Annotated in this window: 18 protein-coding genes and 1 tRNA gene; 10 read left to right on the forward strand and 9 right to left on the reverse strand. The window is 73.2% G+C overall.

The window, feature by feature from the left end:
* Nucleotides 1-200 precede the first annotated feature (200 nt).
* The 5 genes from ACF3NH_RS09630 to arfB all read left to right on the forward strand — a co-directional run bounded on the left by ACF3NH_RS09630 (nt 201) and on the right by arfB (nt 5,506).
* A complete protein-coding gene (locus ACF3NH_RS09630) occupies nt 201-2,237 on the forward strand; it encodes a hypothetical protein (RefSeq protein WP_422922659.1) in 2,037 nt (678 codons plus the stop codon).
* A gap of 63 nt (nt 2,238-2,300) precedes the next feature.
* Nucleotides 2,301-3,194: a DUF2272 domain-containing protein gene (locus tag ACF3NH_RS09635; RefSeq protein ID WP_422922660.1), complete on the forward strand. Its 894-nt coding sequence runs from the start codon at nt 2,301-2,303 to the stop codon at nt 3,192-3,194.
* The gene (locus ACF3NH_RS09640) at nt 3,191-4,303 is read left to right on the forward strand and encodes an NADH:flavin oxidoreductase/NADH oxidase (RefSeq protein WP_422922661.1); all 1,113 of its coding nucleotides are present in this window, start codon (nt 3,191-3,193) and stop codon (nt 4,301-4,303) included. Before ACF3NH_RS09635 ends, ACF3NH_RS09640 begins: the two co-directional genes overlap by 4 nt.
* Complete coding sequence (locus ACF3NH_RS09645) at nt 4,300-5,022, forward strand: methyltransferase domain-containing protein (protein ID WP_422922662.1); 723 nt, start codon at nt 4,300-4,302, stop codon at nt 5,020-5,022. Before ACF3NH_RS09640 ends, ACF3NH_RS09645 begins: the two co-directional genes overlap by 4 nt.
* A 64-nt stretch (nt 5,023-5,086) precedes the next feature.
* Nucleotides 5,087-5,506 (forward strand): alternative ribosome rescue aminoacyl-tRNA hydrolase ArfB, encoded by a 420-nt coding sequence (arfB, locus tag ACF3NH_RS09650; protein ID WP_422922663.1) that lies wholly within the window; start codon nt 5,087-5,089, stop codon nt 5,504-5,506.
* 13 nt (nt 5,507-5,519) lie between these two features.
* Here the strand turns inward: arfB and ACF3NH_RS09655 are convergent, their stop codons facing one another.
* The 3 genes from ACF3NH_RS09655 to ACF3NH_RS09665 all read right to left on the reverse strand — a co-directional run bounded on the left by ACF3NH_RS09655 (nt 5,520) and on the right by ACF3NH_RS09665 (nt 7,768).
* Nucleotides 5,520-6,272, reverse strand: coding sequence for an ABC transporter ATP-binding protein (locus tag ACF3NH_RS09655; protein WP_198365420.1), 753 nt, complete (start codon nt 6,270-6,272; stop codon nt 5,520-5,522).
* A gap of 4 nt (nt 6,273-6,276) precedes the next feature.
* Entirely contained in the window at nt 6,277-7,110 is an 834-nt protein-coding gene (locus ACF3NH_RS09660; RefSeq protein WP_422922664.1) for an ABC transporter permease, read from the reverse strand.
* An 88-nt stretch (nt 7,111-7,198) separates the two neighbouring features.
* Nucleotides 7,199-7,768, reverse strand: a complete 570-nt coding sequence (locus ACF3NH_RS09665) for a glycine zipper 2TM domain-containing protein (protein ID WP_232476919.1) — start codon at nt 7,766-7,768, stop codon at nt 7,199-7,201.
* A gap of 381 nt (nt 7,769-8,149) precedes the next feature.
* Between ACF3NH_RS09665 and ACF3NH_RS09670 the strand changes: the two genes are divergently transcribed.
* Nucleotides 8,150-9,640 (forward strand): transglycosylase SLT domain-containing protein, encoded by a 1,491-nt coding sequence (locus tag ACF3NH_RS09670; RefSeq protein ID WP_198365422.1) that lies wholly within the window; start codon nt 8,150-8,152, stop codon nt 9,638-9,640.
* An 87-nt stretch (nt 9,641-9,727) separates the two neighbouring features.
* Here the strand turns inward: ACF3NH_RS09670 and ACF3NH_RS09675 are convergent, their stop codons facing one another.
* The 5 genes from ACF3NH_RS09675 to ACF3NH_RS09695 form a co-directional block, all read right to left on the reverse strand.
* On the reverse strand, nt 9,728-11,011 hold the full coding sequence (locus ACF3NH_RS09675) for a bifunctional folylpolyglutamate synthase/dihydrofolate synthase (protein ID WP_422922665.1): 1,284 nt from the start codon (nt 11,009-11,011) through the stop codon (nt 9,728-9,730).
* The gene (gene accD, locus ACF3NH_RS09680; protein ID WP_422922666.1) at nt 11,008-12,021 is read right to left on the reverse strand and encodes an acetyl-CoA carboxylase, carboxyltransferase subunit beta; all 1,014 of its coding nucleotides are present in this window, start codon (nt 12,019-12,021) and stop codon (nt 11,008-11,010) included. The genes ACF3NH_RS09675 and accD overlap by 4 nt, the downstream gene beginning before the upstream one ends.
* 155 nt (nt 12,022-12,176) lie before the next feature.
* Nucleotides 12,177-14,039: a cation:proton antiporter domain-containing protein gene (locus tag ACF3NH_RS09685; RefSeq protein ID WP_422922667.1), complete on the reverse strand. Its 1,863-nt coding sequence runs from the start codon at nt 14,037-14,039 to the stop codon at nt 12,177-12,179.
* Between the two features lie 182 nt (nt 14,040-14,221).
* A complete protein-coding gene (locus ACF3NH_RS09690; protein WP_422922668.1) occupies nt 14,222-15,154 on the reverse strand; it encodes a metal ABC transporter solute-binding protein, Zn/Mn family in 933 nt (310 codons plus the stop codon).
* A gap of 78 nt (nt 15,155-15,232) precedes the next feature.
* Nucleotides 15,233-16,012 carry a hypothetical protein gene (locus ACF3NH_RS09695; RefSeq protein WP_422922669.1) on the reverse strand — a complete coding sequence of 260 codons (780 nt, stop codon included), beginning with the start codon at nt 16,010-16,012 and terminating at the stop codon, nt 15,233-15,235.
* 113 nt (nt 16,013-16,125) lie between these two features.
* On the opposite strand from ACF3NH_RS09695, the gene pip reads away from it, so the two are divergent.
* The 4 genes from pip (at nt 16,126) to ACF3NH_RS09715 (ending at nt 19,711) form a co-directional block, all read left to right on the forward strand.
* Nucleotides 16,126-17,076 (forward strand): prolyl aminopeptidase, encoded by a 951-nt coding sequence (gene pip, locus ACF3NH_RS09700; protein ID WP_198365427.1) that lies wholly within the window; start codon nt 16,126-16,128, stop codon nt 17,074-17,076.
* 61 nt (nt 17,077-17,137) lie between these two features.
* Nucleotides 17,138-17,214, forward strand: a tRNA-Arg gene (locus tag ACF3NH_RS09705).
* 312 nt (nt 17,215-17,526) lie between these two features.
* Nucleotides 17,527-18,870 (forward strand): APC family permease, encoded by a 1,344-nt coding sequence (locus tag ACF3NH_RS09710; protein WP_422922670.1) that lies wholly within the window; start codon nt 17,527-17,529, stop codon nt 18,868-18,870.
* 25 nt (nt 18,871-18,895) lie between these two features.
* Nucleotides 18,896-19,711, forward strand: a complete 816-nt coding sequence (locus ACF3NH_RS09715) for an SAM-dependent methyltransferase (protein ID WP_422922671.1) — start codon at nt 18,896-18,898, stop codon at nt 19,709-19,711.
* A 27-nt stretch (nt 19,712-19,738) separates the two neighbouring features.
* Here the strand turns inward: ACF3NH_RS09715 and ACF3NH_RS09720 are convergent, their stop codons facing one another.
* Complete coding sequence (locus ACF3NH_RS09720) at nt 19,739-20,440, reverse strand: GntR family transcriptional regulator (RefSeq protein WP_422922672.1); 702 nt, start codon at nt 20,438-20,440, stop codon at nt 19,739-19,741.
* Nucleotides 20,441-20,509: the final 69 nt, after the last annotated feature.

Raw genomic sequence — 20,509 nt, forward strand, 5'->3', positions numbered from 1 at the left:
CACGCGGCTGTGACACCGCGGACGGGGAGAAAGGCCTTTTGGAACAAAGGCATGGTGGTTTCCCGCCTTGCGGCCGAATTATGGCCAAGCCTACGGAGATGGCCGGGCGCCCCTTTGTGTGCCACGAGACTGCAACCTGAGGCGGATGATTTCTGATTCGACTCGCTCACCGCGTGCGTTCGCCGCAAAGCTTGCCTATCATGCGCCGCCGCCGATCGATGGAGCCGGAACTGCCAATGGCCGAATTGCTGCGTGAGCCCGAGCGCGACCGCCTGATCGCCTTCATGGAGCGCCGCCTGCTGCGGGCCGCGCCCCTGGACGGGCTTGCCGTGCCGGCGCTGCGGGAGACGCACCTGCCCTTTCCCACCTCCGAATGGTGCTGGACCGCCGACAGCGCCGCCGCGGTGGAACTGCTGGCGCAGCCGGAACTGCGGCGCAAATGGGGCCATCTGGCCGATGACCTGACGGAGTTCCTCCTCGCCATGGGCCGCGGGGAGCTGCTGCTGCGCCGCCTGGCGCCCCCGGAATGCGTGGTGCAGCAGGACGACCCGCGCGACTTCCTGATCCTGACCGGCACCCACAGCTTCCAGGGCGATCTCTCGCGCGGCCTGGTGCGGCAGTCGGTGCGCGGCGGTCCCGCGCAGCGCGAGCTGCGCCACACGGGGCATCTCGTCGAGTTCCGCCTCGGCCGGCAGCGGCACTGCCTGGATGTGGAGGACAGCATCGTCGAGCACGGGTTGCTGACCCGCCCCGATGGCGCCGTCCTGTTCCACGAGAGCCTGCTCAAGGTGCCGGCCGGCCTGCTGCGCCGGTCGGAGAGCGTGGTCGGCCGGCTGCGCTACGAATACAGCATCAGCGCCACGGACCCGCGCCTGATGCTCGCCGTCACGCTGCGCGCGGAGCCGGGCGTCAGCCTGTCGGACATCCGCCTGACCACCGCGCTCGACGAACTCTCCGGCGAGGCGCGACGGCCGATCCGGCAGGTGGTGCTGGGCGACGCCGCCGGTGCCGCGCTGCGCACCGCGCCACTGCCCGAGGACGGCCTGGTCACCTTGGCGGAGGGCGCGGTCGGCCTCATCAGCATGGTCGAGGAGGCGCCTCCCGGCACCGCCAACGGCATCCACCTGCACCCGCTGGCGCCCGATGCGGTGTTCAGCGTCAAGGCGCAGGCCCGGAGCGGCCGCCTGCACTGGCTGCTGACCCGTCACGCCGTGCCGCGCCTGGAGGGGGGGCAGGCCTTCACCCTGCGCGAGGCGCGGCTGATCACCGCCGGCACGCAGCCGGGCGCCACCGCCGCCTATGCCGCCATGCTGCACGATCCCGGCCTGCTCGGCGGGCGCGACCCGGGGCTCACCGCCGATGTCGGCACGGCGCTGAACGCGATGGCGACGCAGATCCTCCACGCCCGGCACGGCAGCTACGAGCCGCCGCTGCCGCCCGGGCGCCTGGCGGCGATGCAGGCCTGGTACGACCGCCACCTCACCGCCTTCTTCGCCGGCCTCGGCGGCCATGGCGCGGCGCCGGACCCGGCGCGCGGCTACCTGCGCGCCCTCGCCTTCGCCCTGGTCTCGCTGGACACCATGCAGCGCGCCACGGGCGATGGCCGCTACACCGCCCTGATCGAGCGTGGCCTGGCGCTGATGCTGCCGCTGCAGCGCCCCGACGAGGATGGCGGCGCCTTCGCCGATCTGGGGCAGATGCCCTATCTGGACTGCCACGCCGCCGCGATGCTGGCGCTGGCCCGGCTGCTGCCCCAGCGCCCCGATCCGGTCCTGCAGACGGCGCTGCGGCGCGCCATCGCCGCGCTCCGCCTCGGCAGCGTCGATGTCGCGCTGGGCGAGGGGCGGCGGCACAATCTCGACACGCCCTTCGTGCGCGGCCGGCTCCCCGGAGGCGGGGGCGGGGGGGCGGCGCCGGGGCCGTGGGAGGATGATGGCGGCTTCTGGTCCTTCAAGCTCGGCCTGCTGATGCGGGCGCTGAGCGCCGCGCGGCTGGCGCGCGAGGCCGGCGCCCTGCCGCTGGAGACGGCCGAGCTGCAGCGCCTGCAGACGCTGTACGAGGCGAGCTTCCGCGCCCTGCGCGGCCGGGTGCGGGATCACCAGGGCTGCCTCGAGGTGCTGACCAGCCCGCTGGCCGGGGAGGGCAATGCCGCCACCCAGCCGGTGGTGATGCTCGGCCTGCTCGCGCCCGATGCCGCCATCCTCGGCATCGGCACGCGCCGTCCCGTACCGGCCTGAGGGCCGAGGAAGGGGGGGCGGGGCTTCCCAGCCACCCCCGGTGCGGCCCATAGGCTCCGCCTCATGCCGTCACACCGCTCACCGAGTCTCCTGCCGCTGCTGGCCTTCCTGCTGGCCCTGGCGGGTTGCGCCACCCCGCCCGCCGCTCCGCCGCGCGAGGCACCGCTCTCCTATCCGCCGAGCGTGCGGGAGCGCATCCTGCGCATCGCCGAGGCGGAGTGGCGGGACTGGGGCGGCATTGTCCTGGAGGCCGAGGCCCAGGCCGCCACCCCGCGCGAGGAGGACCACCCCACCCCCGGCGCCGCGCGCCCCGCCGAGAGCGACCCGCTGAACTTCCCGCGCGTCCTGGCCTATTGGCGCGCCGTGGACGACGCGGAGGCGGCCGGCGCCGTCGCCCGCAACCGGGCGCGCTACGCCACCCTGCTGGCGGCGCCCGGCGCGCCCTCCAGCCTCTGGTCCGAGCCCGCATGGTCGGCGGCCTTCATCAGCCATGTCATGCGGAGCGCCGGGCTCGACCGCCGCGAGTTCCCACCCTCCGCCGCGCATGCCTTCTACATTGACGCCCTGCTGGCCGATGCCATGGCCTTCCCCGGGCACGCGCCCTTCCTGCCGCGGGACTGGGCGGCCTATGCGCCGCGGCCGGGCGACCTGGTCTGCGCCGACCGCTCGGCGCGGCCGCTGCCGGACTGGCGCGCGCGCCTGCCCGAGACCGGCCGCTTCCGCCCCATGCATTGCGACATCGTGCTCACCGCCGGGCCGGGAGAGGTCGCGGCGGTCGGCGGCAATGTGCGCGACGCGGTCACCCTGTCACGCTTCCCGGCCGATGCGGCGGGGCGGCTGTTGGCGCGGCGGGGCGGGGGGCCTACATGGTTTGCCGTCTTCGAGAACCGACTGGGGCGCCTGCCCCCCTGGAATGCCATCCCGGCCCTCGCCGCCAACCGGAGTTCCGCCTGGTGACCGATCTTTTCGAGCCTCTCGCCCTGCGCGGCGTCACGCTGCGCAACCGCATCGGTGTCGCGCCCATGTGCCAGTATTCCTGCGCGCCGGACGGGCTGCCAACGGAATGGCATCTGGCGCATCTGCACAGCCGCGCCATCGGTGGCGCCGGGCTGGTGATCACCGAGGCGACGGCGGTCGCGCCGGAGGGGCGCATCACCCCGGCCGATCTGGGCCTCTGGAGCGACGGGCACCTTCCCGGCCATGCCCGGCTGGCCCGCGCCATCGCCTCGACCGGCGCGGTGCCGGCCATCCAGCTCGCGCATGCCGGGCGCAAGGCCAGCTCCGCCGCGCCCTGGATCGGCGGCATGGCGCGCGAGCATGGCTGGCAGGCGCTCGGTCCCAGCGCCCTGGCCATGCCGGGGATGGACACGCCGCGCGCCATGACCGAGGCGGATATCCACCGCGTCATCGAGGACTTCGCCGCCACGGCGCGGCGCGCCATCGCCGCCGGCTACCGGCTGATCGAGATCCACGCGGCGCATGGCTATCTGCTGCACAGCTTCCTCTCGCCGCTCTCCAACCAGCGCAATGACGGCTGGGGCGGCGATTTCGCCGGCCGCACCCGGCTGCTGCGCGAGGTGGTCTCGGTGGTGCGCGCCGCCATCCCGGACGAGGTGCCGCTGGCCGTCCGCTTCTCCCACACCGACTGGATCGAGGGCGGCTGGAGCACGGAGGAGACCGTGGCGCTGGCGCGCGAGCTGAAGGCGGCGGGCGTCGATCTCGCCGATGTCTCCTCCGGCGGCGTGCTGCCGGCCGAGATCCCGATGGGCCCGGGCTACCAGGTGCCGGGTGCCGCCGCCGTGCGCGCCGGCACCGGGATCGTCACCGCGGCGGTCGGCCTGATCACCGAGCCGCAGCAGGCCCAGGCGATCCTGGACGAGGGCAAGGCGGACCTGATCCTGCTGGCGCGCGAACTGCTGCGCGACCCCTACTGGCCGGTGCGCGCCGCCGCCACGCTGGGCCGGATGGAGGCGATGCAGATGCCGCCGCAGTACGACCGGGCCTGGAACAGCCGCAACAAGACACGGATCGATCTCGCCGTGGCGGAGCCCCTGCCGCCGCTGTGACGGCGCCGGCGGACAGCACGGCGCTCACCGGGCGGCCGGAGGCGGTGGCCGCCGCCCTGCCCGGGCTGATCGGCCGCGTCGCCGCGCGCTATGCCGGCGCCTCGCGCTACAGCCGGGGCTTCGTGCCGCGCAAGCTGCGCCACGATCCGGCGACCGCCGCCATCCTGGCGCGCGCCGCCGCGGTGGGCGGCTTCGGCGCCGTCACCGATCTCGGCTGCGGCCGCGGGCAGCTCACCCTGCTGCTGCTGGAGGCCGGGCTGGCGCGCAGGGCGGTGGGGCTCGACCTGCTGGCGGGCCAGGTGGCGGAGGCCGCCGCCGCCGCCGCCGGCCTGCCCGCCCGCTTCCTGGCCGGCGACCTGGCCCGGCCGGAGGTCCAGGCGGCCCTGCCCGGCGCCGACACGGTGATGCTCATCGACGTGCTCTACCTGCTGCCGCCCGCCGCGCAGCTCGCCCTGTTGCGGCGGGCCATGTCGATGGCGGACCGGCGGCTGGTGCTGCGCGTCTTCGATCCTGAGTGCGGCTGGCGCAGCCGCTTCGGCCGGGGAATGGAGCGGGTGAACGCGCTGCTGCGCGGCGAGCCGCGCGCGCGGGTGGCGCCGCTGCCGCTCGGCGCGCTGGAGGCGGTGCTGGACGAGGGGGGCTTCGCCGTCACGCGGCAGCCCTGCTGGGGCGGGCTGCCCTTGCCGAATGTGCTGCTGCTGGCGGAGAAGCGGGCTTGAGGCGGCGGACCGCTCCGGGGCAAAGGAGAGGCCACGCCGCCCCCAGCTTCCCGGACCCCGGACGATGATCGAGATCCCGCCCCGCATCGCCATCGCCGAGGAGGAACTGCGGGAGAGCTTCGTCCGCGCCTCCGGGCCGGGCGGGCAGAACGTCAACAAGGTCTCCACCGCCGTGCGGCTCAGCCTCGATGTCCTGGCCTCGCCCGGCATCCCGCCGGCGGTGAAGGACCGGCTGGCGCGGCTGGCCGGGCGGCGGATGACGCCGGCCGGGCTGCTGGTGATCGCGGCGCAGCGCTTCCGCTCGCTGGAGCAGAACCGGCAGGATGCGCGGGAGCGGCTGATCGCCCTGCTGCGCGAGGCGGCGGTGCCGCCGGCGCCGCGCGTCGCCACCCGCGTCTCGCGCACCCAGAAGCGCAAGCGCGTGGAGGAGAAGAAGGTGCGGGCGGGCGTGAAGCAGATGCGGGCGCGGCCGGCCCCGGAGTGAGCCGGCCCTCCGCTCAGGCCACCGGGTCCGCGGCCGCGACGGGTCCCAGCACCTCGTCCACCGTGCCATCGGCGACGATACGGCCGGATTCGAGCCGGATCACGCGGCTGCACCAGCGGCGCACCACGCCCATGTCGTGCGTGGCGATCACCAGGATGTCGGCCCCCTCCACCAGGCGGGTGAGCCGCGCCTCCGCCTTGCGCATGAAGTCGGCGTCGCCGGCCATGAACCACTCGTCCATCAGCAGGATCTGCGGCGTGATGGCGGTCGCCATGGCGAAGGCGAGGCGGATGTTCATGCCGGCGGAATAGCCGCGCGTCGGCACGTCGAGGAACTCGCCGAGGCCGGAGAACTCGGCGGCATCGGCCTCCAGGGCGGCGATGCCGGCCTCGTCCATGCCCCGGTAGAGGCCGCGCAGGCGGATGTTCTCGCGTCCCGTGCTGTCGGAATCCATGCCGGCGGCGGGGTCGATCAGCGAGCCGATCTCGCCCTCGACGGAGAGTTGCCCCGCCACCGGCTCATAGATGCCGGCGATGGTGCGGAGCAGGGTGGTCTTGCCGGCGCCATTGGTGCCGATCAGCGCCACGCGCTCGCCGCGGGTGATCTCGAAGTTGAGGTCGCTCAGCGCCGAGACGACGACGCGGTTCGATTCGTCGGTCTTGACCCGGATGGCGGCCTTGGCCAGCAGCCGCTTCTTCAGGCTGCGGGCGGCGAGGTGATAGAGCGGGAATTCGATGCGCAGGCCGCGCGCGGAGATATTCGCCACCGGATCAGACCCAGAATGCCACGCGGTTGCGGAAACGGACGAAGAAGACGAGGGCGATCGCGGCCAGGACCGAGGAATAGATCAGCGCGGCGACCCAGGTCATCAGCGTGCCGCCGCCCTCGACCAGCGGGCCGCGCAGCATCTCGAGCAGCGTGTAGAAGGGGTTCAGCGGCAGCCAGACCGCCTTGTCGCCGAGCGATTCCGGCTTCCAGATCACCGGCGTCATGAAGAAGGCGAGCTGCATGAAGTTGGTGACGATCGGCCCGATGTCGCGGAAGCGGGCGCAGATCATGCCGAGGAAGAGCGTGATGGTGAAGGCGTTCAAGGCCAGCACGGCGAGGCCCGGCACCACCAGCAGCAACTCCCAGCCCGGCCAGTGGCCGACCAGCAGGAAGACCACCAGGATCAGCGGCAGGCTGTGCGCCGCCGTCACCGCGTTGCGGAAGACGCAGCGGAGCACATGGGTGGTCAGGGGCAGGCGGAGCTGGCGGATCACCGCCTCGGCGCTGCTGAGGCTGGTCGTCGCGTCTCCCACCAGCGTCGCCAGGGCCTGCCAGGTGACCAGGCTGGCCGCGAGGTGCGGCAGGTAGCTGCCGAGCGCGATGCCGAAGAGCTGCGAGTAGAGCAGGCCGAGGCCGAGCAGCATGGCGGCGGTTGAGAGCGTCACCCAGAAGGGGCCGATCACCGAGCCGCGATAGCGGTTGCGCAGGTCCAGCCGGGCCAGGGCCCAGGCCAGCCGCCAGGCGGCGAAGCCGTCGCGCAGGTCGGCCATGGCCCGCCCCGCCCGGTCCGGCCGGTTGGCGTCGATATGATAGGTGGGGGAGACCGCGTGCTGCATGGCCGCGGCTCTATACACCGCAAGGCGGGCCGACCGCCATCCCGGGTCGCCGGGACGGCGGTCGCCGCCACGATCCTGCTTCGGCGCCTTACTTCGGCCCGCCGTAGCTCGCGCCCATGGCGCTGGCCGGCGGCGGGAAGGCGCCCGGGGGCGGGCCGCCGGCGGCGCGGGAGAGGCGGGTGCGGTCGCCGCGCGCGATCACAACACGGTCATTGACCTGCAGCCCTTCCTCGTTGGTCTGGACCACGGAGATGTCGCCGCCCTGATCCTCGCGGACGAAGAACTCGACCGCGTTGCCGCCGCTGACGCCGCTGCCGATGGCGTTGCCGGCGAGGCCGCCCAGCACGGCGCCGCCGAGGCCCGCCAGAGCATTGGAGCGCCAGTCGCCGCCGATGAAGCTGCCGGCCACGCCGCCGGCGACGGCGCCGGCCGCCGTGCCGATGCCCGAGCCGCTCCCCTGCACATGCACGGGCCGCATGCCGATGATGGTGCCGAAGGACACGGACGCCGCGCGTCCCATGGAGGCGCTGGAGAAGCTCGAGCCGGACTGCTGCGGGGCGCAGGCGGAGACGGCGCCGCCGATCAGCAGCGCGGCGATCCCGGCGCGGAGCACGGGGCGGGCAGCCAGAGCGCGGAGGAAGTGATGAGGCGCGGCCATGTGATCTTTCCTGACGAATCGAGGGACATCGGCGCACCGCCGCCGCGACGGCGGGCCTGCGGCGGGCCGGAGAAGCAGGCCGCGCCGCCGGGCGAGACATGGCGCTTTTCGCGCGATCTTGCCAGAGGGGTTGCCAGAGGGCTTGCCATGGGGCTTGCCGAGCCGGAGGCAGGGCTGCAGGCCGGCGGAAGGGCGGCCATCGCCTCCGGGCGCGGAAGGACGGCGCAGACGAGGCTTGCGCTAGCCTCCTGTATCCTTTAGCGGTTTGCGCGTACGTGTCGTATTGAAACCAGCACCGGGTTGTACCCTGGATTCGCAGGCGTGGGGGCGCAGGCGGTCCGTCATCAGGGGTGCTTCGCGTTGCCTGACGGAGAACTGGGGATGACTCCGTTCCAATCTGCTCGGATGACGCCGGGGGGGCGCATCCGCCTGCTGGCCACGCTGTCCATGGTGAGCCTTCTGGCCGCCTGCGGAAGCGCGCAGCAGGCCGGCCGGCCGATCTCGGCCAGCGCCGCGGCCCAGGCCGCGGCCTATCCACAACCATCCAGCTACGAGCCGCCGGGACCGTCGCACGATCCCTGGGGCCCCTATATCCGCGAGGCGTCGAAGCGGTTCGACATTCCCGAGCGCTGGATCCGCGAGGTCATGCGCCAGGAGAGCGGCGGCCGCGTCACCGCCACCAGCCCGGTCGGGGCCATGGGGCTGATGCAGGTCATGCCCGGCACCTACGCCGAGCTGCGCGCCCGCTACGGCCTGGGGGATGATGCCTATCATCCCTGGAACAGCATGATGGCCGGCACGGCCTATCTGCGCGAGATGTACGAGCTCTACGGCAGCCCGGGCTTCCTCGCCGCCTACAATGCCGGCCCGCGCCGCCTGGAGGACTACCTCTGGAACGGCCGCGGCCTGCCGGCCGAGACCCGCAACTACGTGGCCCGCATCGGCTCGCGCATCGGCGACACCCATCCGAACCGCCGCGCCGCGCCGGAAGTCTACGCGGCGGCCGAGATCCCGCTCAACATCCCGGCCGGCCCGCGCCGCGGCAACCAGGCGACCATGCTGGCGCTGCGCGAACAGCGCAACGCGGTCGACCCCGGCATCAGGGTCGCCACCCTGCCGCCGGGCCCGGTGGTGCGGATGGACCCGATCCCGGATGGCTCGACCTATCCGGCCCCCGTGCAGCTCGCCAGCCTCGACGGCGCCGGCGGCGTGGTGCGGATGGATCCGATCCCGGACGGCTCCACCTACGCCCAGCCCGCCTACGCCCCGCCCGCCGCCTCCGCCCTGGCCGCCGGCACCGTGGTGCGGATGGACCCGATCCCGGACGGCTCCACCTATGCCAGCGCGCCGCCGGTGGCCGAGCCGCCGCCTCCGGCGCCCGCGCCGAGCCTGCTCGCCGCCGCGGTGACGCCGCGCCCGGCAGCGGCCGCGCCGGTCCAGGCCCGTGCCGAGGTGCCGACCAAGGCCCGCATCGCCACCGCCTTCTCCGAGCCGGCGCGTCCCGCTCCCGCCCCGAGCCTGGCCCGCAGCAGCGGCTTCAGCCTGGTCGGCACGGCGAACGCCGCCACGGTGGCGCCGCCGGCGAATGTGCTGCGTGCCCCGGCCAAGGCGACACCGGCCGCCGCGGTGGCCAGCGGCGGCGCCTGGGGCGTGCAGGTCGGCGCCTTCGCCAATGCCGCCCAGGCGCGCAGCGCCGCCAACGACGCGCGCGGCCGGCTGGGCGCGGCGGGCGCCAGGCCGGCGGTCGAATCGGTCGGGCAGGGCAATGGCACGCTCTACCGGGCCCGGGTCATGGGCCTGTCGCAGGCCAGTGCCCAGGCGGCCTGTGACAAGCTGCGCAGCCGCGGCGCCTGCCTGATCGTCTCGCCCTGAGGCATCGGGTGGCGGGAGCCGTTTCTCCCGCCACCCCGTCCGGAAGGTCAGCGCTTGTCCTCAGGCGCCATCCTCAGGCGCCCATCCTCAGGCGATGCTGCTGCCGTCCGCCTTGAGCACCTCGCCCGCGAGGTAGAGGCTGCCGCAGATCAGCACCCGTCCGGGTTCCCCGGCCTCGGCGGCGATGGCGCGCAGCGCGTCCGCCACCCGCGGCCCGGGCCGGGCGCGGCCGCCACTGGCGGCGACGATGCCCTCCACCGGCACGGCGAGGTGCTGGCCCGGCTCGGCCACCGCCCAGAGGCCCTCGGCCATTGGCAGCAGCGGCCGCAGGAAATCCTGCGAGGCCTTGCCCTGCTTCATCCCGACCACCAGGTGGCGCGGCCGGTCGGCCCAGGCCGGCAGGTGCTCGGCCAGCGCGGCGCCGCCGCCGGCATTGTGCCCGCCATCCAGCCACAGCTCCCAGCCCGGCGGCAGCAGCGTGGCCAGCGCGCCGTGCAGCTGTTGCAACCGGGCCGGCCAGGTGACGGTGGCGAGGCCGGCGGCGATCGCCGCCTCATTCAGCCAGGGCGGATCCCAGCCGCGCAGCGCGGCGATGGCGAGGCCGGCATTGTCGGCCTGATGCGGCCCCGGCAGGGCCGGTCGCGGCAGGTCCATGGCGCCGCCGGTATCGGCATAGCGCAGCCCGGCCTCGGTCCAGGTCACCGCCCAGTCCTGGCCGCGCACGGCGAGCCGCACCCCGAGCGCCTGCGCCACGTCCTCCAGCACCATCAATGCCTCGGGCGGCTGCCGACCAGTGGCGGCGGGCACGCCCGGCTTGAGGATCCCGGCCTTCTCGCCGGCGATCTGCGCCAGGCTGTCGCCCAGGAAATCGGTGTGGTCCAGGGAGATGCTGCTGATGGCGCAGGCCGCCGGGCGCTCGACCACATTGGTCGCGTCGAAACGGCCGCCGAGGCCGACCTCCAGCACCAGCAGGTCGGCCGGCACGCGGCTGAACAGCAGGAAGCCCACCGCCGTTGTCACCTCGAAGACGGTGATCGGCTGGCCGGCATTGGCCGCCTCCACCTCCTCCAGCGCGGCGGCCAGGGCCTCGTCCGTCACCAGCGTGCCGGCCAGCCGGTAGCGCTCGCGGAAGCGTACCAGATGGGGTGAGGAATAGACATGCACGCGCTGCCCCGCCGCCTCGGCGATGGCGCGCAGGAAGGCGCAGGTCGAGCCCTTGCCGTTGGTGCCGGCGACGTGCACCACCGGCGGCAACTTCCGCTCCGGATGGCCGAGCGTCGCCAGCAGGCGTTGCAGCCGCTCCAGGCTGAGGTCGATCAGCTTGGGGTGCAGGCTGTGCAGCCGCTCGATGATGGCCTCCGCGCGACTCACGCCGGCGGGGCTCCCTTCGCCGCCGCCGGGGATGACGCCGGCGCCTCCTCCGGCGCCCGGGCGCGCGGCGGCCCGGCCTGCGGCTCCGGTGCGCCCTCGGCCCCGGTCAGGGCGGCGCGGTCCGGCGTCGTCCCGGCGGTGACATCCCCCGCCACCGCCACCAGGACCGGCTCGCGCAGCAGGGAGATCACGTGCGCCAGCGTCTCGCGCATGGCGCCGCGCTTCACCACCATGTCGAGGATGCCGTGCTCCAGCAGGTACTCGGCGCGCTGGAAGCCCTCGGGCAGCTTCTCGCGCACGGTCTGCTCGATGACGCGGGCGCCGGCGAAGCCGATCATGGCCCCCGGCTCGGCGATCTGGATATCGCCCAGCATGGCGAAGCTGGCGGTGACGCCGCCCGTGGTCGGATCGCAGAGCACCACGATGAAGGGGAGGCCGGCCTCCTTCACCATCTGGCTGGCGATGACGGTGCGCGGCATCTGCATCAGGCTGACCGCGCCCTCCTGCATGCGGGCGCCGCCCGAGGCGGTGAAGACGATCAGCGGCGCGTCCTGCAGCACGGCGAGCTTCGCCGCGGTGACGATGGCCTCGCCGACGCCCGCGCCCATCGAGCCGCCCATGAAGCTGAACTCGAAGGCGGCGACGACGGCGCGGCGGCCCTCGATGGCGCCATGCGCCACCACCACGGCGTCATCCTGCCCGGCCTTGGCCTGCGCCTCCTTCAGCCGGTCGCCGTAGCGGCGCTGGTCGCGGAAGCGCAGCGGGTCGGCCGGCGCCTTCGGCAGCTCGATGCGCTGGAAGCCGGGATCGAGCGTGTACTCGACCCGCTTCAGCGCGCCGACGCGGAGATGATGGCCGCAATGGGTGCAGACATGCAGGTTCCGCTCGAGGTCGCGGTGGAAGATCATTTGCTCGCAGGCCGGACATTTGTGCCAGAGGTTGTCCGGCACCTCCTTGCGGCCGAGCCATGTCTGGATCTTCGGCAGCGCCCATTCGCTGATCCAGTTCATGCGCGTCACCCCCTTGCGGACCTGGCGGAAAGGGGCGGTGGTAGGGCCGCCATCCTACCCTGGCAAGGGTCTCGCCGCGCCCCCGCGGTCCGGGCCGTCCACCCGCGCCGGGTCGCGGAACGCGGCGGGCGCCGGAGGCCGGCCCCGCCGGCGCGTCAGTTCCCCGATTCCGCCGGGTCGCGCTGGCTGCCGACCACCCGCCGGGCCGCGGTCATGTGCAGCGCGGGCTGCACCGCGGCGGCGGCGGGGGGCAGGCGGGCATGGTCGAGCATGCCGCGCGCGATCTCCCGCTCGCCCATGATGGTCAGCGAGGCGCCGAGCTTCATCAGGTGCTCGACCTCGGCATCGGTATGGGCGCGGGCCAGGATGTCCAGCCCGGGATTGATCGCCCGCGCCTGCTCGACGACCTGCCCGGCGTGGAAGCTCTCGGGGATGGCGATGAAGAGGCGGTCGGCCTCGGCCAGGTTGGCGGCGGCCAGCACCGCCGGATCGGCGGCATTGCCCAGGATCGCCTCCATCCCATCCGCCCGCGCCGCCTCGACGCTCTCGCGCCGCTCCTCGATCACCAGCACCGGCTCGCCGGCACGGTGCAATCCCTGCCCGACCAGCCGCCCGACCCGGCCATAGCCGATCAGCACCGAATGATGCGCCAGGGCGGTGGGGCGGAGGTCGGTCGCCTGCTCTTCATCCTGGGACTCGGCGGGGGCTGGCTCCGCCGGCGCGGCGGGCGCGACGGGGGCGGGCGTCGCGGCGGCCATGACGGGAGCCGGCGCGGGCACCGGGGCGGGGGCGGCCGCGGCCTGGCGGGCGGCCGCCCGCGCCGTGACGCGGTCGATGATGATGAAGAAGAAGGGGTTGAACAGGATGGAGAGGATGGCGCCGGCCAGGATCAGGTCGCGCCCCTCGGCGGGCAGCATGTTCAGCGCCACGCCGAGCCCGGCCAGGATGAAGGAGAACTCGCCGATCTGCGCCAGGCTGGCGGAGATGGTCAGCGCCACGGTGTTCGAGCGGCCGAAGGCACGGACGATGGCCCAGGCGGCGATCGACTTGCCGACGACGATGATCAGGATGGTGCCCGCCAGGGCCGCCGGGGCGGTGGCGATGATGCTCGGATTGAACAGCATGCCGACCGAGACGAAGAACAGCACGGCGAAGGCGTCGCGCAGCGGCAGGGTCTCCTCGGCCGCGCGGTGGCTGAGCTGGCTCTCGGCCAGCACCATGCCGGCGAAGAAGGCGCCGAGGGCGAAGGAGACGTCGAAGAGGATGGCCGCGCCATAGGCGACGCCCAGCGCCACGGCCAGCACCGAGAGGCGGAACAGCTCGCGCGAGCCGGTATGCACCACCCAGTGCAGCACCCAGGGGATGACGCGGCGCCCGACGATCAGCATGACGGCGACGAAGGCGACGACCTTGGCGAGGGTGACCATCAGGATGCCGGCGAGGCCGAGATCGAGCCGCGCCGCCAGCGGCCCGCCGCCATCGCTCGGCGTGCCGTTCACCGCGCTGGCGATGGCCGGCAGCAGCACCAGGGCGAGGACCATGGCCAGGTCCTCGACGATCAGCCAGCCGACGGCGATGCGCCCGCGCTCGGTCTCGACGATGCGCCGCTCCTGCAGGGCGCGCAGCAGCACCACGGTGGAGGCGACGGAGAGGGCGAGGCCGAAGACGAAACCCTCGGGGATCGACCAGCCGAGCATCCAGGCCAGGCCCATGCCCATCAGCGTCGCGGCGCCGATCTGCACCACAGCGCCCGGCACCGCGATCTTGCGGACGGAGAGCAGGTCCTTGAGGGAGAAATGCAGACCGACGCCGAACATCAGCAGGATGACGCCGATCTCCGCCAGCTCGTTGGCCAGGCCCTGGTCGGCGACGAAGCCCGGCGTGAAGGGCCCGATGGCGACGCCGGCGAGAAGATAGCCGACAAGCGGGGAGATGCGCAGCCTCTGCGCGACCGCGCCGAAGATGAAGGCGAGCGAAAGCCCGGCGCAGATGGTGGCGATCAGCGGTCCGTGATGCATGCGTCTCCCTGTACGGGCTGGATCGGGCGTTGAAAGAGCGAGCGGTTGAATTCCGTTGCCGGAAATTAACTGCACGATCGCTCAATTTCAAGCTTTGTTCCTGCCGTTCAGGAGATTTTACGGAAATACTTCTATTCCGCCGGCAGCTCACGGCGTGGCCCGGCCGCCGGCCGGGCGCCGTCTCAGCCGCGCATGGCCGCTGTCAGCAGGCCGACATTGTGGCGGAACATCGCCTCGTAGCTCGGCGCCGGCCCGTCGGCGGAGGAGAGGGCATCGGCGTAGAGCCGGCCCTTGACCGTGACCCCCGCCTCCGCCGCCAGCCGGTTCAGCGTCGCTGGATTCGCCATGTTCTCCAGGAACACCGCCGTGATCCCCTCGCGCTTCAACAGGCGGATCAGCCGGGCCACCTCGGCGGCCGAGGGCTCGGCCGCGGTGCTGACGCCCTGCGGCGCGATGAACCGCACGCCATAGGCCGCGCCGAAATAGCCGAAGGCATCGTGGCTCGTGACCACCACCCGGCGTGCCTCCGGCACGCGCCCGATCTCGGCCCGCACCCAGGCATCGAGGGCGGCGAGCCGGGCCAGGTAGGCCTCCGCCCGCGCGGCATGGCCCGCCGCCCCGGCGGGATCGGCCGCCTGCAGCCCGGCAAGGATGGTCCGCACATAGGACTGGCCCAGGCGCAGATCCTGCCAGGCATGCGGATCGACCGCGTCATGATCGTGGCCGTGGCTGTGACCATGGCTGTGGCCGTGATCCGCGGGCCCGGCCTGGCGGGGCGTGATCCCCTGGCTGGCGGTGACGAGCCGCCCCTGCTGCCCGGCCGCGGCCAGCATGCGGTCCAGCCAGGGCTCGAAGCCCAGCCCGTTGCGGACCACCAGCCGGGCGGCGCGCAGGGCCTGGGCGTCGGAGGGGCGGGGCTGGAAGCTGTGGGCGTCCACATCGGGCCCGGCCAGGACGCGCATCGCCAGCCCGTCGCCGCCGACCTCCCGCAGCATGTCGCCCAGAATGGAGAAGGAGGCGACGACCGGAAGCGGTGCCGGTTGCGCCCGGGCGGCGCGCCCAAGGGCAGGAAGGGCGAGGGGCAGCGCGACCAGGGCGCGGCGGGATAGCGGCATGAGGAGTCTCCAGAGAACGTTATAGCGTATCAATTCACCCGAAATGGCGGGCCCGGCAAGCCCGCCCGGGCCGCGCCCTCAGCGCCGGCCGAAGATCTGCCGCAGCCAGCTCCAGAGGCCCTCCCCGGTGGCGCGGCGGCCAATCCGCTGCTGCGCCACATGCGGCCGGCGCGCCGGCGGCGGTAGGGCGCTGGCCATGGTGTGGCGGCCGGCATCGCGCGCGGCGACCAGGCGGCGCTCCACCGCCGTCACCTGGGCCACCGCCTCGGGCGGCTGGCTGGCCAGCAGCCCTTCCACCGTGGCGGCCGCGTCCTCCCAGGCCTCGGCGCGGCGCAGCGCGTCGATCACCCGGACCGTCTGCTCGGCATCCAGCGGCGGGCCGCTGCGCCAGAGCGCCACCGCCTCCAGCCGCCAGCTGGCCGCGAGGTCGGGGCGGTTCATGTCGTCCGCCACCCAGGCGGCGTGCAGCGTCGCCTCCGCCGCGGCATGCAGCGCCCCGGTCTCCTCCAGCACATGCGCCCAGGCCAGGAAGCGCCGCGCCAGCAGCGGATGGCTGGTCTCGGTGATCAGCGCCCGGAAGGGCGCCGCCGCCACCGCCTCGGCCGCCGCCGGATGCGCCCGGCCGATGTCGGGCGCGGCATAGGAGCAGTGCGGGCACTGCTGCAGCCACCGCGCCATGGTGCCGCGCAACGGCTCGCCCGGCCGCAGGTCGAGGTCCGGGGCCTGCTCGGGCGGGCCGGGGCGGAAGGGCGGCTGGCGGCTCTCGCCGCCGCAGACGGCGCAGCGCAGGCCACCGGCCGGCCGGCCGGCCTGGGTGCCGGTCGAGGAGGGGCCGGTGGAGGAGGAGGGAGACGCCATTGGCCCAAGCTAGGCACGAAGCGGCCCGGCGCGAAGAGGCGGGCGCGCGCAAACGTTATGCCGCTCCCGAGATGGTGTTGCGCGGCAGCGGCCGAAGCGCCAAACATCCCGCCATGCCCCGCGGCGACCTCTTCCCCGATATCGCGCCCTACGAGACCGGCCTGCTGCCGCTTTCGGGCGGGCATGTCATGTACTGGGAACAGGTCGGCAATCCGCGGGGCCAGCCGGTGCTGTTCCTGCACGGCGGGCCGGGGGCGGGAGCAGGGGCCGTGCACCGCCGCTTCTTCGACCCGCTGCACTGGCGCATCATCATCTTCGACCAGCGCGGCTCCGGCCGCTCCCGCCCGCTCGGTGAGCTCGCCGGCAATACCACGCAGGAGCTGGTGGGCGACATCGAGACCCTGCGCCGCTTCCTCGGCCTGGAGCGTTGGCTGCTCTTCGGCGGCTCCTGGGGCTCCACCCTGGCCCTCGCCTATGCCCAGGAGCATCCCGGGCGCGTGGCCGGCTGCGTGCTGCGCGGCGTCTTTCTCGGGCGGCGGCGGGAGGTGGACTGGTTCCTCTACGGGCTGCGCCGGGTCTTCCCCGATGCCTGGGAGCAGTTCGCCGAGCATGTCCCGCCGGCCGAGCGGGGCGACCTGCTGGCCGCCTATCTGCGCCGCCTGACCGACCCCGACCCGACGGTGCATTTCGCCGCCGCCCGGGCCTGGAGCCAGTATGAGGGGCTCTGCAGCACGCTGATGCCGAGCCCCGACACGGTGGCGAGCTTCGCCCAGGACCGCACGGCGCTCGGCCTGGCGCGCATCGAGGCGCACTACTTCGCGCATGACCTCTTCCTGCCGCCGGAGGGGCTGCTCGGGCGCATGGAGCGCATCGCCCACCTGCCGGCCGAGATCGTGCAGGGGCGCTACGACATGGTCTGCCCCGCCGAGAGCGCCTTCGACCTGACCGCCGCCTGGCCGCGCGCCCGGCTGACGGTGGTGCCGGATGCGGGGCATTCGGCGCTGGAGCCCGGGGTGCGGATGGCGCTGGTGGCCGCGGTCGAGCGCTTCCGCCGCCCGCGATGAGGCCCCATGATGAGGAAGGGCGGTTTCGCCCTGGCGCGATCTGCTCTATTTTGCCGCCGGCGTCTCCGTAGCTCAGCAGGATAGAGCACCAGATTCCTAATCTGGGGGCCGTGGGTTCGAATCCCGCCGGGGACACCATTCACCGATAATCCGCGCGTTTCCCGGCACGGACGGCCATCCCTCCGCATCGTGCCGCCTGCCCACCCCTCGATGAAGCGCGCCACAGCCGCGCCGCCCTCGCGGGAGCCACTTGCATCAATCAGGCCCCGTGCCTCGCCGGCAGCGAATGCGGAAGTCGCCACCGGCCGCCCTCCATGACGCTTCGCAACTCTTCTTCACTTGGCGTCGCGCCCCGGGCAGGAGCAAGCTGAACTATCGGTTTCGTAATTTTTTGGATATGATCCAGCCACAGACCGTCGCGGCCCCTCCATCTAAGATGTGGAACATGTGATGCCGCAGCCCGGAACATCGGAAGCGCGGTCCGGTCTGTCGGTGCTCGACGCGGTGGTCATTCTGGTCGGCATCGTGGTCGGGGTGGGCATCTTCCGCACCCCCTCGCTCGTCGCGTCCCAGGTGGACAGCGAGGCCGCCTTCCTGGGTGTCTGGCTGATAGGTGGCCTCATCACCCTGGTGGGCGCCCTCTGCTACGCCGAACTTTCCGCCGCCCATCCGCAGAGCGGAGGAGAGTACCATTTCCTGTCCCGCGCCTATGGCCGCCCCGTGGCCATGCTGTTCGGCTGGGCGCGGAGCGCGGTGATCCAGACCGGCGCCATCGCCGCCGTCGCCTTCGTCCTCGGAGATTACGCCGCGGCCGCCCTGCCCCTCGGGCCGTATGGCAGCGCGGTCTACGCGGCGCTGGCCGTGGTGATGCTGACGGCCGTCAACATCGCCGGCACCTTCCAGAGCAAGACCTTGCAGCTGGCGGTCACCACACTCGAGATCGGCGCCATCCTCGCCATCATCGGCCTCGGCCTGCTGGCGGCGCCCGAGGCCACGGCCCCGTCGCCGGTCTCCGCTCCGGCGATGGGATCGCTCGGCCTCGCCCTGGTCTTCGTGCTCCTGACCTATGGCGGCTGGAACGAGGCCTCCTACCTGACCGGCGAGGTGCGGGACGCGCCGCGCAACATCGCGCGCGTCTTCCTGATCGGTACCGCCCTGCTGGTTGGCCTCTACCTGCTGGTCAACATCGCGCTGCTGGTCGTGCTGGGGCTGGAGGGGCTGCGCCGCTCCGACGCCGTGGCCGCCGACATGATGCGCGTGGTGGCCGGGGAGGCGGGGGCGGGCATCGTCACCGCCGCCGTGGTCGTCGCCGCCGTCTCCACCCTGAATGCCACCATCTTCACCGGCGCCCGCTCCGCCGCCGCCCTGGCGCGGGACGTCACCTGGCTGGCGAGGATGGGCGAATGGAACCAGGCCCGCCACACGCCGACGCGGGGGCTGCTCCTGCAGGGCGCGGTGGCCCTGGCACTGGTGGGATTCGGCGCCGCCACGCAGGATGGCTTCCGCGCCATGGTGGATTACGGCGCGCCGGTGTTCTGGGGCTTCATGTTGCTGACGGGCCTGGCCCTGTTCGTGCTGCGATGGCGGGAGCCAGAGCGGGTGCTGCCCTTCCGGGTACCGTTCTACCCCCTCACGCCTATCCTGTTCTGCCTGGCCTGCGCCTACATGCTGCATTCCAGCATCGCTTATACCGGCCTCGGCGCCCTGGTGGGGCTGGCCGCCGTGGCGGCGGGCGCGCCTCTGCTGCTGTTCCGCCGCCGCGAGGTACCTCCCTTGCCCGCCTCCTCCCCCTAGCCCCCTGATCCCGGAAAGGCCCCACATGACGCGCTTCTCCACACTCGTCGTGGCCACCGCCCTCTCCGCCCTTGTGTCGCAGGGCGTCCTGGCGCAGCAGCCGGCCGCGCCGCCCGCCTATGCGCCCACGGTGGGGCAGGCCGGCAAGGACGTGATCTGGCTGCCCACCCAGGCCTGGCTGATCGAGCGGATGCTGGATATGGCGGCGGTGACGCCGCAGGATCGGCTGGTGGATCTCGGCTCGGGCGATGGCCGCACGGTGATCGCCGCGGCCAAGCGCGGGCTGCGCGCCCACGGCATCGAGTACAACGCGGATCTGGTGGAGCATTCCCGCCGCAGCGCGCAGGCGGAAGGCGTGGCGGATCGCGCCACCTTCTCCCAGGGGGACATCTTCCAGTCCGATTTCTCGGACGCCACGGTGGTGACGCTGTTCCTGTTGCAAGCCCTGAATGAGCGCCTCCGCCCCACCCTGCTGGCCATGGAGCCGGGCACCCGCGTGGTCTCCAACACCTTCACCATGGGAGACTGGACACCGGATGACGAGGTGGTCGGCGAGTCCGGCTGCACCAGCTTCTGTCGTGCCTATAAATGGGTGATCCCGGCACAGGCCGGCGGCGAATGGCGGCTCGGCGAGGGCCGGCTGGCCCTCGTGCAGCGCTACCAGATGCTGACCGGCACCCTGACGCGGGATGGCCGCACGATGGACATCACGGATGGCCGCATGGATGGTCGCCGCATCAGCTTCGAGGCAGGAGGCCGCCGCTACCAGGGCGAGGTGCGCGAGGGCCGCATCTCCGGTCAGGTCGAGGGCGCGGCCTGGAGCGCGGAACGCCCGGGGTAAGGGCGGGCTTCGGCGGCGCTTCTCCGCTCAGTCCGGCGGCGGGCTCGCCGCCAGCAGCGCGGCGATGAAGGCGCTATGCTCGCGCAGATCGCGCGTGACGGCGGCGCGGGCGGCCTCGCCGTCATGCGCCTCCAGCGCCCGCAGCAGGGCCTGGTGCGGGTGCGCCTGCGGGGTCAGCGGGCGCGGCGCGGCGAACAGCAGATTGATCGTCGGCCCCGCCTGCACCCAGAGCCCCTCGACCAGGCGCTGCAGGATCGGCATGCGCGCCAGGGCGATGGTGCGGAAGTGGAAGCGCTCGTTCTCCGTCAGGACCATGCGGGCGTCGTTGCGCATCCGCCCCTCGGCGACGCGGTCATGGATGGCGCGCAACTCGGCGATCTCAGCCGGCAGGGCCAGTTCGGCGGCGCGGGCGGCGGCGCGGCCCTCGAGGTCCACGCGCAGGTCCATGATCTCGGCATAGCGGTCGGGATGCAGCCGGGGCACACGGGCGACGCCGCGCGCATCCAGGTCCAGCGCCCCTTCCGAGGCGAGGCGGAGCAGGGCCTCGCGCACCGGGGTCGGGCTGACGCCCAGCTCCTGCGCCAGCAGCCGGTGCACCAGCTTCTGGCCCGGCATCAGCCGGCCGGACATCAGCGCGGCACGGAGCTGCCGATAGGCCTTTCCGGCCAGGGAATCCTCGCGGTGGATGGGCGCCAGGGGCAGGCCGTCCGAGGGCAGGCTATCGTCCATGCGGCGGAGATCCCCGGAGTGGCTTGACGAGTCAAGCACGGCGTTATTTGCTATAGCAAATCGCAAAAG

The sequence above is a fragment of the Pseudoroseomonas sp. WGS1072 genome (genome assembly GCF_049340465.1).
GTDB lineage: Bacteria > Pseudomonadota > Alphaproteobacteria > Acetobacterales > Acetobacteraceae > Pseudoroseomonas.

Excerpts from the sequence above, each read along its gene's own strand:
- ACF3NH_RS09715 (WP_422922671.1), top strand. The coding sequence starts at position 18,896 with ATGACGCGCTTCTCCACACTCGTCGTGGCCACCGCCCTCTCCGCCCTT.
- ACF3NH_RS09690 (WP_422922668.1), bottom strand. The coding sequence starts at position 15,154 with ATGCCGCTATCCCGCCGCGCCCTGGTCGCGCTGCCCCTCGCCCTTCCT.
- ACF3NH_RS09685 (WP_422922667.1), bottom strand. The coding sequence starts at position 14,039 with ATGCATCACGGACCGCTGATCGCCACCATCTGCGCCGGGCTTTCGCTC.
- ACF3NH_RS09665 (WP_232476919.1), bottom strand. The coding sequence starts at position 7,768 with ATGGCCGCGCCTCATCACTTCCTCCGCGCTCTGGCTGCCCGCCCCGTG.
- ACF3NH_RS09635 (WP_422922660.1), top strand. The coding sequence starts at position 2,301 with ATGCCGTCACACCGCTCACCGAGTCTCCTGCCGCTGCTGGCCTTCCTG.
- arfB (WP_422922663.1), top strand. The coding sequence starts at position 5,087 with ATGATCGAGATCCCGCCCCGCATCGCCATCGCCGAGGAGGAACTGCGG.
- ACF3NH_RS09720 (WP_422922672.1), bottom strand. The coding sequence starts at position 20,440 with ATGGACGATAGCCTGCCCTCGGACGGCCTGCCCCTGGCGCCCATCCAC.
- pip (WP_198365427.1), top strand. The coding sequence starts at position 16,126 with ATGCCCCGCGGCGACCTCTTCCCCGATATCGCGCCCTACGAGACCGGC.
- ACF3NH_RS09710 (WP_422922670.1), top strand. The coding sequence starts at position 17,527 with ATGCCGCAGCCCGGAACATCGGAAGCGCGGTCCGGTCTGTCGGTGCTC.
- accD (WP_422922666.1), bottom strand. The coding sequence starts at position 12,021 with ATGAACTGGATCAGCGAATGGGCGCTGCCGAAGATCCAGACATGGCTC.
- ACF3NH_RS09695 (WP_422922669.1), bottom strand. The coding sequence starts at position 16,012 with ATGGCGTCTCCCTCCTCCTCCACCGGCCCCTCCTCGACCGGCACCCAG.
- ACF3NH_RS09630 (WP_422922659.1), top strand. The coding sequence starts at position 201 with ATGCGCCGCCGCCGATCGATGGAGCCGGAACTGCCAATGGCCGAATTG.
- ACF3NH_RS09660 (WP_422922664.1), bottom strand. The coding sequence starts at position 7,110 with ATGCAGCACGCGGTCTCCCCCACCTATCATATCGACGCCAACCGGCCG.
- ACF3NH_RS09670 (WP_198365422.1), top strand. The coding sequence starts at position 8,150 with ATGACTCCGTTCCAATCTGCTCGGATGACGCCGGGGGGGCGCATCCGC.